This is a genomic window from Streptomyces lancefieldiae (assembly GCF_031845825.1).
Classification (GTDB): domain Bacteria; phylum Actinomycetota; class Actinomycetes; order Streptomycetales; family Streptomycetaceae; genus Streptomyces; species Streptomyces lancefieldiae.
In genome coordinates, this window is sequence record NZ_JAVRFH010000068.1 from 16,204 (window position 1) to 28,802 (window position 12,599).

The 12,599-nt window shown below is 72.2% G+C and carries 9 protein-coding genes; 5 read left to right on the forward strand and 4 right to left on the reverse strand.

What is annotated here, in order from left to right:
• Positions 1-186: 186 nt before the first annotated feature.
• From RM812_RS36440 to RM812_RS36455, 4 genes are all read left to right on the forward strand, one after another.
• Entirely contained in the window at positions 187-1,497 is a 1,311-nt protein-coding gene (locus tag RM812_RS36440; protein WP_311583437.1) for a nucleotide sugar dehydrogenase, read from the forward strand.
• A gap of 43 nt (positions 1,498-1,540) precedes the next feature.
• Positions 1,541-2,509 carry an NAD-dependent epimerase/dehydratase family protein gene (locus RM812_RS36445; protein WP_311583441.1) on the forward strand — a complete coding sequence of 323 codons (969 nt, stop codon included), beginning with the start codon at positions 1,541-1,543 and terminating at the stop codon, positions 2,507-2,509.
• Positions 2,510-3,042: 533 nt separating this feature from the next.
• Positions 3,043-5,757 carry a helix-turn-helix transcriptional regulator gene (locus tag RM812_RS36450; protein WP_394816563.1) on the forward strand — a complete coding sequence of 905 codons (2,715 nt, stop codon included), beginning with the start codon at positions 3,043-3,045 and terminating at the stop codon, positions 5,755-5,757.
• A gap of 168 nt (positions 5,758-5,925) precedes the next feature.
• Positions 5,926-7,518: a D-alanine--poly(phosphoribitol) ligase gene (locus RM812_RS36455; RefSeq protein ID WP_311583444.1), complete on the forward strand. Its 1,593-nt coding sequence runs from the start codon at positions 5,926-5,928 to the stop codon at positions 7,516-7,518.
• A gap of 50 nt (positions 7,519-7,568) precedes the next feature.
• On the opposite strand, the gene RM812_RS36460 is transcribed toward RM812_RS36455, so the two are convergent.
• From RM812_RS36460 to RM812_RS36475, 4 genes are all read right to left on the reverse strand, one after another.
• On the reverse strand, positions 7,569-8,486 hold the full coding sequence (locus tag RM812_RS36460) for an ACP S-malonyltransferase (protein WP_449657858.1): 918 nt from the start codon (positions 8,484-8,486) through the stop codon (positions 7,569-7,571).
• Between the two features lie 89 nt (positions 8,487-8,575).
• The gene (locus RM812_RS36465; protein WP_311583449.1) at positions 8,576-9,844 is read right to left on the reverse strand and encodes a pyridoxal phosphate-dependent aminotransferase; all 1,269 of its coding nucleotides are present in this window, start codon (positions 9,842-9,844) and stop codon (positions 8,576-8,578) included.
• A gap of 90 nt (positions 9,845-9,934) precedes the next feature.
• Positions 9,935-11,281 (reverse strand): KamA family radical SAM protein, encoded by a 1,347-nt coding sequence (locus RM812_RS36470; protein WP_311583453.1) that lies wholly within the window; start codon positions 11,279-11,281, stop codon positions 9,935-9,937.
• 65 nt (positions 11,282-11,346) lie between these two features.
• Complete coding sequence (locus RM812_RS36475; protein WP_311583457.1) at positions 11,347-12,249, reverse strand: proline iminopeptidase-family hydrolase; 903 nt, start codon at positions 12,247-12,249, stop codon at positions 11,347-11,349.
• Positions 12,250-12,403: 154 nt separating this feature from the next.
• On the opposite strand from RM812_RS36475, the gene RM812_RS36480 reads away from it, so the two are divergent.
• On the forward strand, positions 12,404-12,577 hold the full coding sequence (locus RM812_RS36480) for a hypothetical protein (RefSeq protein WP_311583460.1): 174 nt from the start codon (positions 12,404-12,406) through the stop codon (positions 12,575-12,577).
• The last annotated feature ends 22 nt before the right edge of the window (positions 12,578-12,599 follow it).

Sequence of the window (12,599 nt, forward strand, 5' to 3'; positions counted from 1 at the left end):
ACCCGGCTCGTACGCTGCTTCGCACGGATTTCAAGGAAATCGACACGAGGGCATTCCACAGGAATTTTCGAGGCTCCTCTCGGCCTCGCTTCCTCCCGGCAGAAATCCCACCGGATTGTCACTCGTCCGCGTCATCCAGTTGCCCACGGGGAAACGTTGGGCCTACTCAGTGAATTCTGGTGGACAATGCCGAACACCTGCACCACCGAAGAATCCCCTGCCTCTCCCGCCGAGATCGTCTCGGTCGCGGTCATCGGATTGGGTTACGTCGGGCTGCCGACCGCGCTGGGACTGTTCGAGAACGGAATACGGGTGCTCGGGATCGACCACAGCCCCGAACGGCTCAAGGCCATCGAGGCCCGTACCGTCGACCTCATCGAGACGGACCACCGCCGCCTGGAGAAGGCGCTGTGGCAGGACGGTTTCGAACTCGCCGACGACATCTCCCGGCTGGCCGAGGCGGACGCCGTGATGGTCTGCGTGCCTACACCGGTCGACCGCCACCTGCTGCCCGACCTCGAGGCGATCAAGAGCGCGTGCGACGCCCTGGTCCGCCATGCCCGCCGCGGACAGACGCTGATCCTGACCTCCACCAGCTTCGTCGGCACCACCCGGCGGATGCTCGTCGAGCCGCTCACCGCACGCGGCCTGACCGTGGGCGAGGACATCCTGGTCGCCTCCAGCCCCGAGCGCATCGACCCGGGCAACGTCACCCACTCCCAGGACGAGGTCCCCCGGGTGCTGGGCGGGGTGACCCCCCGGTGCGCCGCCGCCGCGGCCCGGGTGATCGAACGGCTGACCCCCGAGGTGCACCTGGTCGCCTCCCCGGAGGCCGCGGAGATGACCAAGCTCTACGAGAACACCTTCCGCGCCGTGAACATCGCGCTGGCCAACGAGTTCGCCGACATCTGCCGGGCGCTGGCCCTCGACCCGATCGAGGTGATCGAGGCCGCCCGCACCAAGCCGTACGGCTTCATGGCCTTCCACCCCGGCCCGGGCGTGGGCGGGCACTGCATCCCGTGCGACCCGCACTACCTGCTGTGGCAGTTGCGTGCGACCCGCACCGCGGCGCCGCTGGTCAACCAGGCGATGAACGCCATAGCCGAGCGGCCTCGCGACGTGGTGGACCGGATCCACCACGTCCTCTCGGACGCCGGGCGCGCCATGGCCGGGGCCCGGGTGCTGGTCGCGGGTGTGGCGTACAAGCCCGGGGTGCAGGACGTCCGCGCCTCCTCGGCGCTGGACATCATCGACGAGCTGACCCGGCGCGGGGCCCGGGTCGAGTACCACGACCCGCTGGTCACGCACCTCACCCTGCCCGACGGCACCGAGATGACCAGCGCGGAGCAGCCGGACGGCGCGGACTGGGACCTGGTCCTGCTCCACACCGCGCACCCCGGTCAGCACTACGACTGGGTCGCCGACTGCCCGCTGGTGGTGGACTCCACCTACCGCTTCCGCCTCGCCGACGGCACCCGCGTGGGGCAGACCCCGTGACCCACCCACGACCGTCCCGCATTCCCTGGGAAAGGACCACACCGTGCGCTGCCTGATCACCGGAGGAGCGGGCTTCATCGGCTCGCACCTCGCCGAGCACCTGCTGCGCCTGGGCCACGAGGTGGTGGTGCTGGACGATATGAGCACCGGCCGGGAGGAGAACCTCGCCGGCCTCGGCGACGGCGGACGGCTGACCCTGGTCCGCGGCTCGGTCTGCGACGCCGAGGCCGTGGAGCGCTGCATGGCCGGGGTGGACGCGATCTACCATCTGGCCGCCGCCGTCGGCGTCTTCACCATTCTCGGCAAGACCCTGGAGAGCCTGCGCACCAATCTCGACGGCACCGAGACGGTGCTGGAGGCAGCCCGACGGCACGGGGTGCCGATCCTGGTGGCCTCGACCAGCGAGGTCTACGGCAAGAACACGGCGGACGGCCTCACCGAGGACGCCGACCGGATCGTGGGCTCCCCGCTGCTGAACCGCTGGTCGTACGCCGAGGCCAAGGCGCTCGACGAGACGCTGGCCCACCTCTACGGCGTGGAGTACGGCGTGCGCACGGTGATCGTCCGGCTCTTCAACACCGTGGGTCCGCGGCAGAGCGGCCGCTACGGGATGGTGGTGCCGCGCTTCGTCGCCCAGGCGCTGGCCGGCGAGCCGCTGACCGTCTTCGGCGACGGCCAGCAGGTGCGGTGCTTCTGCCATGTCCTGGACGTCGTTCCCGCGCTGGTCGCGCTGCTGGAGGACGAGAGCGCCCACGGCACCGTCTACAACCTGGGGAACACCGAGCAGACCAGCATCGGCATGCTGGCCCAGCGCGTGATCGCGGCGACCGGCTCGTCCAGCACCGTGGAGAAGGTGCCCTACGAGCAGGCGTACGGCCCCGGCTTCGAGGACATGGAGCGCAGGGTGCCGGACTGCGGGAAGGCGCTGCGCCAGGTCGGGTTCCGGCCGCGGCGCTCCCTCGACGACATCATCGCCTCCGTCGTCGCCGACCAGCGGGGCGCCACAGGCTGACCGACCGGTCCCCCTTTCCTGCCGACACCGCACCACCGCCGAGGCCCCCGGCCACCGCCGTCCCTCGTCCGCCGCAACCGCCGCGCCGGCGAACCCGCCTGCCGCCTCTGCCACTTGACCACTCCGTCACCACTGCAGACCCTGGTGGGAACGGCCGGGCGGTGGTGGACGGCGGAGGGGACGTTCCAGCCCCCGAAGAGCCTGGCCGGACCGGACCAGCACCAGGCCGGACACCGGAAGTACGACTGGAGCATCAGGAATTCGTCAGGCCGCTCCGGAACTCCACGAGGGACTGGTACAACCCTTCAGCTCATCGCAAACTCGACCAAGATTCTTCCCGTAACTAGTAAAATCTCTGCTAAGGTTCGAACGTATCTACAGGCATGGCGTCACGGCACTATCTGCTTGAATCGATACGGGGGCACATGAGCATGGCGACCGTCGTCAGTGGGCAATTGCGCATTACGCCGGACACAGCGCGTGATTATCTGTGGGCACAATTCGAGCAAAGCTCCGCCGGAGCCGGTCGGTTGGTGCTGGTCAGCGGCGGCATCGGCAGCGGCAAGACCGCGCTGCAGGAAGAACTTCTGGAAGGAGCGGCCAAGGCCGGGGCGCTCACGCTGAGCGCGACCGGTGCCCGCGACGAGCAGCAGATCGGTGCGGCGGTGATCGATCAGATGCTGGCGAACACGTCGGCGGAGATCGATGTCCCGTCACTGACCAGGATGCGGGAAACACTCCCCGGCGACCCGACGTACGAGAATGCGGAGGCCAGAGTGGTCAGGGACGTCTGCGACGCCCTGCTCGGCCTGGCGCGCGAACGTCCCGTGGTGATCGGCGTCGACGATCTTCACTTCGCCGACGAGACGTCGCTCAAGTTACTCCTGCAGTTGCAGCGGCGCATTCGCTGCGCGCGGATCCTGATCGTGCTCACCCAGCCCGACTGGCAGAGCTCCGCCCTCCGGCTCAGCGGCTATTTCGCCCGTCAGCCCCGTTACCACGCGGTGCAGCTCGCCCCCCTGTCCGTCCACTCCATCGAGCAGTTGCTCACGGAACTGACGGACGACGCGGAGCAGCGGAAGATCGCCGCCTCCGTGCACACCCTCAGCGCCGGCAACCCGATGCTGGCCCACGCCCTCATCGACGACTACCGGCACGGCACCGGCAGCGGGCGAGTCACCGCCGGTCCCTTCTACACCCGTGCGGTCGGTGCCCTGCTGGGCCACTCCGACGCCCAACTGCTCGACGTCGCCGCCGCCGTGGCGATCCTGGACCGCCACAGCAGCGTTTCCCTGATCACCCGGCTCACCTCGCTCGACACCGAGACCGTGGTCGACATGCTGGAGGCGCTCCACCGGGCAGGGCTGCTGGTCGACGGCGTCTACCACGAACCCACCACCGCCTCCTCGGTGCTGGGCGGGCTCTCCCCCTCCAGCCGGGCCCGGCTGCACGCGCACGCGGCGGAACTCAAGCACGGCGCGGCCGGGGCCACCGAGGTGGCCGCGCACCTGGTGGCCGCCGGAAACGCCTCCGCCGGATGGGCCGTGCCGCTGCTGCGGGCCGCCGCCTACGAGGCACTGCTCGGCGACGACGTCCAGTTCGCGGGGCGCTGCCTGGAGTTGGCGCTCGCCAGCACGACGGAGGAGTCCGAACGGCGCACCCTGCAGCAGTCCATCGTGCGCTGCCTGTGGCGGGTCAGCCCCTCGGCGGTGACCCCGTACGTGGCCCCGCTGCGGGAACTGGTGGTCGGTGATCCCTCCTCGGTCCGGGTGGGACAGGCCGACTGCTTCGCGGTGATGCGGCACGCGCTGTGGCACGGCGACCGCGAGACCTATCTCCGGGCCCGCGAGGTCCTCCGGGCCGCTCCCGAGCCCGTCGACCCGCAGAGCGCGGTCGAGCTCGACCTCGCCCACCAGTGGCACTTCGGGCCGCGTCCGGTGTCCGAGGAGGAGGGGGAGAGCGAGGCCCAGCGGCGGTCCACCCCCTGGGACCACACCGCCGACAGCCTGCTGGGGATGTGGCGGCACCGCGGCGACGAGGCGACCCTCGCCAGCGCCGAACGACTGCTCCACAACTGCCGGCTGGGCGACACCGCCCTGGAGGCGATAGCCATGGCGGTCGCCACGCTGGTCCGGGGCGGCCGGACGGAGCGGGCCGACCGCTGGTGCGTGACGCTGAGCCGAGAGGCCCACCACCGGGGCGCGGTCACCTGGGAGGCGATGCTGGAGTCGCTGCGCGCGGAGATCCTGCTCCGCTCCGGTGAGTTGTCACAGGCCGCCGAACGGGCCGACGCCGCACTGGAGATGCTCGGCGACCACAACTGGGGGGTCGCCATCACCCACCCGCTCACCACCCTGCTCCAGGCCCAGATCGCCGTCGGCGACCTCGACGCGGCAGGGCGGACCCTGAAGCGGCCCGTGCCGGAGGCCGCCTTCCGTACCGCCGGAGGCATGCACTATCTACGCGCGTGGGGGCATTACCAGCTCGCCACCAACCGCCCGCTCGCGGCGGCCGCCGCCTTCCAGCGGTGCCAGAGGCAGACCCGGGAGTGGGAGGACGGCGGTGGCACCCTGGTGCCGTGGCGCAGCGACCTGGCCGAGGCCAACCTCCAGCTGGGGCATGTCGCCATCGCCCGGGACCTGGCCCGGCAGCAGGTCGAGCTGGCGGTGGACACCGATCCGTACGCCTGCGGACTGGCGCTGCGGGTGCTGGCCATGGCGGCCGCCCCCTCGGAGTCGGCGGGCATCATCAACCGAGCCGCCAAGTACTTCCGCGCGGCGGGACACCTGCTGGAGATGGAGCGCACCCTGAAGGCGCTCGAGCACTCCCGCGGGCCGGGCCGACCGGCCCCTGACGGCGCCGCCCGGGCCACCGGGCCGGCGGTGGCGATGGGCCGCCCCGCGACACGCGGTCAGTTCGTGGTGCGCCGCTCGTCCGCCACCCGGGAACCGACCGTCAAGTCCGCAGCCGAGCGCCGGGAGGTCACCCCTGGGCCGGCAGCGGTCGCCCGTCCGGACGCCGGGGAGTCCACCTCGCTCAGCGAGGCCGAGCTGCGGGTGGTGCAGCTGGCCGCGTCCGGGCACACCAACCGGCAGATCAGCAGCACGCTCTTCATCACGGTCAGCACGGTCGAACAGCACCTCACCCGCGCCTACAAGAAACTGGGCATCAGCGGCCGGAGCTCGCTGGCGACCGTACTCGGGCAGCGTGGACTGGAGCTCACCTCGCGAAACGGCGCGTCCGTCTGACCTGTTCCCGCGGCTCACCGCGTCGGGCATCGCCCGCGCATACGGCCGGGGCCCGCCGCCTGCGCGGAACGGGCCGGGCGACGCCCTTTTTCTAGGGGGTCGGTAGGGGTGCTACCGCCACTAGCATTCCCGGTGTTGCGAACCCCGAGGTGACCCAGTGAGGCGATGATGAGTCGGGAAGTATTCACCCACGCCCAGAACCATACGGAGAAGCTCCACGAATTCCTGCTGGCGGGTTCCCGGTTGACTCCGGAGAAGCCGGCGGTCATGGAATTCGTCGACAACGAGACGGGCTTTCTCAGTTATCGCCAACTGGAGCACCGCGCCGAATCCTACGCCGCCGTCCTCGCCGAGCTCGGCCTGGACATCGGCGACCGGGTGCTGTTGGAGACGGACACCTCCCCGTCGGCCGTGGCCGCGCTGCTCGCCTGCTCCTCCCTGGGCCTGCCGTTCGTCCCGGTGAGCCCGGAGACACCGACCAGGCGGCTGCTGTCCATCGTGGAGAGCGTGCGGCCGGCCCTCTACCTCAAGGCCGTCGACAGCCGCAGGGAGGGCGTCCCGGACGACATGGGCACCGGCCGCTTCGGGCCCGAGGGCCTCGTCGTGGAACGGGCGCCGACGCCGCGCACCCCGGTGCGCCAGGAGGTCACGGCCGCCGACCCGGCGTACATGGTCTTCACCTCGGGTACGACCGGCAGGCCCAAGGGCGTGGTGATGAGCCACCGGGCCATCCTCTCCTTCTACCGGGGAATGCTCGGACACGGCATCGCCGGCCCGGAAAGCCGTGTGGCCTCCACCGCGCCCTTCCAGTTCGACTTCTCCCTGCTGGACATCGGTCTGGCCCTGGGCAGCGGAGCGACCCTGGTGCCGGTGCCCAGGGCGCTGCTGCGCTGGCCGCGCCGCTTCGTGCGCTTCCTGCGGGAGACCGAGGCGACCCAGGTGAACGGTGCCCCGTCGATCTGGCGCGGGGCGCTGCGGAGCGAGGCCGAGGAGCTGGGAACCCTCGGTGACCGGATCCACGGCGTGCTGTTCTCCGGGGAGCCCTTCCCGCTGCCGGAGGTACGCCGGCTCCAGGAGCTGCTGCCGCACGCCCGCATCGTCAACTGCTTCGGCAGCACCGAGTCGGTGGCCGCCTCCTTCACCGACGTGCCGCGCCCGGTGCCGGACGGGCTGACACAACTGCCGATCGGGTTCGCCCACCGGGGGGCGGAGATGATGCTGCTGGACGAGGAGAACCGGGCGATCACCGAACCCGGCGTCGTGGGCCACATCCATCTGCGCAGCTCCTCGCTGTTCACCGGCTACTGGGGCGACCCCGAGGCCACCGCGAGGGCCCTGGTGCCCGACCCGCTGAGCCCGCTGACCGGGCAGACCGTCTTCCGCACGGGCGACCTGGGGCACCGGGGGGAGGGCGGTGAGCTGTACTTCGACGGCCGGGCCGACTCCCAGGTCAAGATCCGCGGCAACCGGGTGGAGCTGACCGAGGTGGAACGGCGGGTGGCGGAGTTCGCCGGGGTGGCCGCGGCGAGCGCCGTACTGCTGCCCGTGGAGGGCGCCGACCCGATGCTGGCGGTCTTCGTGACGCTGGCGGACGGGGCGGAGCTGGACAAGGTGGAGCTGGGTGCCTTCTGCATGGAGGAGCTGCCGGACTACATGGCGCCCCAGCAGATCCACGTCCTGGGCGAGATCCCGGTGAACGCCAACGGCAAGGTGGACCGGCCGGCCCTGGTCGAGCGGATGAGCGCCCGGCTGCGGCCCTGACCCGCGTCGGCGGGGGCGCGCGGCCGCGGCGTGGCCACGCGCCCCGTCTCTCAGACCGCCACCGGACGGCGCCGCGGGTTCAGGACCGTACGCGGCTCCACCGGGATGACGCGGAAGGTGTCGCGGACGACCGGGACCCGCCCGAACAGGCTGTCCGGACCGCAGACATGGAGCTCGCGCACGCCTCTCTCCGCGAGCGCCCGGACGACCGTCGGCCAGCGCACGGTCCGTACGAAGCCGTCCAGCAGCATGGTCCGCACCCCGTCGGCCGTGGTCCGGACGGAGCCGTCCTGGTCGGCGACGACCGGCACGGTGGGGTCGGTGAAGGTCAGCTGGGGGAAGAGCTCCGCCTCCACCCGGTCCCGCAGGGGCCCGAAGGCCCGGCAGTGCGCGGGCGGGTCCACGGTGTAGAGCGGCAGTCCGCCGGCGGCCCGGATCCGCTGCTGCAACCACCTCAGGCGCTCGGCGCGCAGCGAGAGCATCACGAAGTCGGTGTCCAGCTCGCAGGAGATCTCGTGCCACTCCCCCAGCTCGTCCAGTTCGGCCCGGATCTCGGCGAGCGCCTCGGGAGGGGTGCGGGCGAAGGACTGGGTGAGGACGCCCGGGTGCTCCCGGCCGAAGTACTCCTTCTCGTAGCGGGCCAGCTGGGCGGTGAGCCGGACCGCGTCCCGGAAGCCGAGGGCGCCGGAGTGCACCGCGGCCGCCTTGCCGCCGAAGCTGGGGCCGGTGCAGTACGCCGGGTCGGCGCCCAGGTGCTCCTCGGCCCAACCGGCGAGGGTGAGGCACACCACCAGGAAGGACACCTGGGCGGGTTCCGCGTAGTCGGCCTCGCTGTCGCGGTAGCGCAGGAACAGGTCGTAGCCCAGGACGTCGGAGGCCTCCGCCACCAGGCGGGCCGCCTCCGGGTCGATCAGCATGAACTTTCCCACCGAACCGAAGTCCTGGGGTCCCATGCCGGGGAAGACCATCGCGCTGCGGTCCGCGTCGGCGGTCCCGGGGTCGGCCGCACGGTCCGGTCCGGTGTGCCGGGGGTGGGTTTCCATGTGGTTCGCTCCGTTCAGACGGCGGTCAGCTTGGCCAGTGCCCGCTCCAGGTCGCGCAGGACCTCGGCGACATGGGGCAGCCGCAGCGGGTCCTCGCCCCGTTCGACGGCGCGCTGCGCGGCGCGCTGCTCCTCGCGGGTGTCGCCGTAGAGCATGCTGGTGGCGGCGCGGAAGCGCAGCGCCGCCGGGTCGTCGCCGAAGTGGCGGCCGGCCAGCACGGCCACGCCGAGCTCCTCCAGGAGCAGCTGGAGTCCCTCGTCGTCGGTCACGCCCTGACGGGCCAGGGGGGCGCGCAGCGGCTCGAAGTCGGGGTAGACGTAGAACCCGCCGGTCGGTGGTCGGCAGGTGGCGCCGACCGCCACGAAGCGCTCGTGCACGGCCGCGGCCACGGTGCCGTGCAGTCGCGCGTCGGCGACCAGCCGGGCCCGCAGCTCCGGTGGTTCGGCGAAGGCGTACGCGGCGACCTGCTGCATCGGCCCGGCGAGGGTGGACCAGTTCTCGCTGGCCACCGAGGCGACGTCGTCGCGAAGCCGCCGGCCGTGCTCGTCCGCCGGGAAGCGGGCGGCTCCGATCCGCCAGCCGCCGAGCGCGAGGTTCTTGCTGAGGCCGGTGACGACCACGGTCCGGTGCGGCAGCACCTCGGCGGGGCTCAGATAGGGGCGCCGCGGATCGTGGAGCAGGTCCCGGTAGATCTCGTCCGAGACCACCAGCAGCTCCTCCTCCTCGGCGATCGCGCACAGTTCACGCACGAGCGCGGGTCCGGCGGTGGTGCCGGTCGGGTTGTCCGGCGAGGTGAGGACGAGGATGCCCGGGCGCCGGCCCTCCGTGCGTGCCCGGCGGATCCGCGCGCGCAGCGCGTCCGGGTCGGGGACCCCGCCGCACTCGTCCGGCACGGGGACGCCCAGGGCGCGCTTGCCGGCGAGCACGGCCTGCGGCCGGTAGGTCACCCAGCAGGGGGTCGGCAGAAGGACGTCCCCGGGGTGCACCAACTGCAGGGCGAGCAGCAGGGCCTTGCTGCCCGGGGCGACGATCACCTGGTCGGGCGCGGTGGGCAGGGCGCGCCGGTCGAACCAGCCGGCCACCGCGGTGCGCACGTCCTCGGCGCCGACCACCGGCCCGTAGGCGTTGCGCCCGGCCCCCTGGGCGAGGGCCTCGCGCAGCGGCGGGAAGACCGGCAGGCGGGACTCGCCGAAGCCCAGGTGCACGATGCGCTCACCACGCGCCCTGCGTTCGGCGACCCGCTGGTCGAGGGCGAGGTTGGGGGAGATCTTCCGGCCGGACATGGCGGTTTCCCTTCGGGTGCCTGGCACCGGTCTGCGGGTGTCCCGCGCGCAGGCCGGTGCTGCTGCGCGCCGTCGCGGACGCGGGGTGGCTCAGCCGTGGGCGCCGGACAGCGCCTGGCGGGTCGCGGGGCCGACGACGGCGGCGATGTCGGACGGGGTGGACGGGTCGAGTTCCAGATGGTCCACCCAGGCCGCGGTCTCGGAGTACAGCGCCCGGAACGGCCGCCCGACCAGGCCGGGGTCACGCGCCTGGAGCATCCGCAGCTGGAGGAACCGGCCCTGCGGGGTCTCCTCCACGCCGTCCACCACGATCTTGCCGGGGGTGGTGGACATCACCGGGCCGCGGACCGTGCGGGCGAGGCCGGGCAGCTGCTGGTAGGCGTCGCGGAAGATACGGTGCGCACGGGCCAGCGGCACCTCGAAGTACTGCCGCGGCCCGGTGTCCCGTTCCACGAACATGTAGTAGGGGACGGCACCCGAGGCCAGCTCGCCCCGCCACAGGTCGGCCCAGGTACGGGCGTCGTCGTTGACGTGCGCGATGAGCGGGGCCTGGCAGTAGACCAGGGCTCCGGTGGCACGGATCCGGGCCAGCGCCCTGCGGGCGAGCGCGGTCTCCAGTTCGCGGGGATGGCTGAAGTGGGCCATCACCGCAAGGTTGCGGCCGGAGGCCACCACCTGTTCGAAGAGGCGCAGGACGTCGTCGGCGTCGGCGTCGCCGACGAAGCGCTGCGGCCAGTACGCCACCGACTTGGTGCCGATGCGCACGGTCCGCACGGTGTCCACGGAGAGCAGCGGCTCCAGGTGGGTGCGCAGACGCTCGGTGGACATCACCATCGGGTCGCCCCCGGTGACCAGGACGTCGGTCACCGCCGGATGGCGCCCCAGGTAGGCCAGCAGCTGCTCCGGGCCGCGGGCCGCGAACCGCAGGTCGGCGTCGCCGATGAACTGCGCCCACCGGAAGCAGTAGGTGCAGTAGGCGTGGCAGGTCTGGCCCTGACTGGGGAAGTAGAGGACGGTCTCGCGGTACTTGTGCTGGAGGCCGGCCACCTGCTCCTCGGCGAGGGTGGGGACGTTGAGCTGCAGCTGTCCGGCGGGGTGCGGGTTGAGGCCGGCCCGGATCCGCCGCACCTCGGCAGCGATCTCCTTGCGCCCGGCCCGGCGGCCCAGGTCGATCAGCAGCTCGACCTCGGCCGGCTCGAGCATTCCCCGCTGGGGGAAGACGAGTTGGAAGATCGGGTCCTCGGGGATCCGGTGCCAGTCCACGAGCTCGCTGAGCACGTACTCGTTCACACGGAACGGCAGCACCTGCGACACCGCCCGGACCGCCTCCAGGGCGTCCGCCGGGAGCCCGTGGCGCCGGGCCACCTCATCGATCTGGTGCGGGCCGAACGCCCGGAACCGCGGACTCTCCTCGGAGCTCAACGCGTGCGGGGACATGCCACCCATCCTTCGGTCCACTCCTTCCCTCCTCCCTCCGCCGGTCAGACCGGGTCATGGCCGTCTCAGGCGTCCAGCCCCTTCAGGAACTCCACCAGCAGGGCGTGGAAACGCTCCGGTTCCTCGAGGTGCGGCATGTGGCTGGACTCCTCGAGCACCTCCCAGCGGACATCGGGGATCCGCTCCTGAAAGGGCCGCACGGTGACCTCGGTCGCCTCGTCGTGGCGGCCGGAGAGCACCAGGGTCGGCACGGTGATGTCGGGCAGTACGTCCTCCACCGACCAGTCCCGCAGGGTGCCGACCACGTGGAACTCGCTGGGTCCGTTCATGGTGCGGTAGACGGTGGGGTTGTTGGCGATCTCCATCACCGTCGCGACGTACTCCGGCGGCCAGGGCCGCACCCGGCACACGTGCCGGTCGTTGAAGACCCGCACAGCCGCGACGTAGGCCGGGGAGTCGACGGTGCCGGCCCGCTCGTGGGCGCGCAGGATCCGGTCGACCCCGCGCGGCAGCGCGGCCCGCAGCACCTCCATCTCCTGCCGCCACAGCGGGTAGGAGGCCGGGGAGTCGGCGATCACCAGGCCGCGCAGCCCCTCGGGGCGGTCGGCCGCGTGCGCCGCGGACAGCAGTCCGCCCCAGGAGTGGCCGACGAGCACGTAGCGGTCCTGGATGCCCAGGTGCCGCAGCAGGTTGTCCAGTTCGGCACGGAAGAGCCCGACGGTCCAGAAGTCCGCTCCGGCGTCCCGGAGGTGGGTCGAGGCGCCGTTGCCGAGCTGGTCGTAGTGGACGACGGGCCAGCCGTCCTCGGCGAGCGCGGCGAGCCGCAGCAGGTAGTCGTGGGTACTGCCCGGACCGCCGTGCACGACGACGACCGGCGGCCGTCCGCCGTCCGGCCTGCCGGTCACCCGATACCAGGTGCGGTGCCCGCGGAACGGTGCCCATCCCTCGGCGCTGGGCGCCACCGCCATGTTCCTCACCTCGCCTCTCGGGTCGCGCGGTCGCTGTCTGTGTCGGTTGGTGGTGCGGGGCCCGGTCGGGTCCCGCACCTGTCTAACGGCGGCGGGCAGGCGGGCACCAGCCCTTTAGGGGTGGCCGACCCCTAGAAGGCTCACCAAGATCTTCATGAGCCTTCCAGGGCGCGCGGGGTGCCGGGACGGCCCGGCGGGCGCGTCCGGCACGGTGGACCGCACCCCGCCGGACGGCGGTGACGTGCGGCGCGCGGGCCGGCGACCGCACCACCGGGTGCCGCACCACCGGGTGCCGCACCGGGGCGCACGGGCCCGGGGCGGGCCGTGACCGGCCGGCCGGGGGCACTCCC

Coding starts and splice junctions, on each gene's coding strand:
- RM812_RS36460 (WP_449657858.1), bottom strand. CDS start 8,486: ATGGTCTTCCCCGGCATGGGACCCCAGGACTTCGGTTCGGTGGGAAAG.
- RM812_RS36455 (WP_311583444.1), top strand. CDS start 5,926: ATGAGTCGGGAAGTATTCACCCACGCCCAGAACCATACGGAGAAGCTC.
- RM812_RS36470 (WP_311583453.1), bottom strand. CDS start 11,281: ATGTCCCCGCACGCGTTGAGCTCCGAGGAGAGTCCGCGGTTCCGGGCG.
- RM812_RS36440 (WP_311583437.1), top strand. CDS start 187: ATGCCGAACACCTGCACCACCGAAGAATCCCCTGCCTCTCCCGCCGAG.
- RM812_RS36465 (WP_311583449.1), bottom strand. CDS start 9,844: ATGTCCGGCCGGAAGATCTCCCCCAACCTCGCCCTCGACCAGCGGGTC.
- RM812_RS36475 (WP_311583457.1), bottom strand. CDS start 12,249: ATGGCGGTGGCGCCCAGCGCCGAGGGATGGGCACCGTTCCGCGGGCAC.
- RM812_RS36480 (WP_311583460.1), top strand. CDS start 12,404: ATGAGCCTTCCAGGGCGCGCGGGGTGCCGGGACGGCCCGGCGGGCGCG.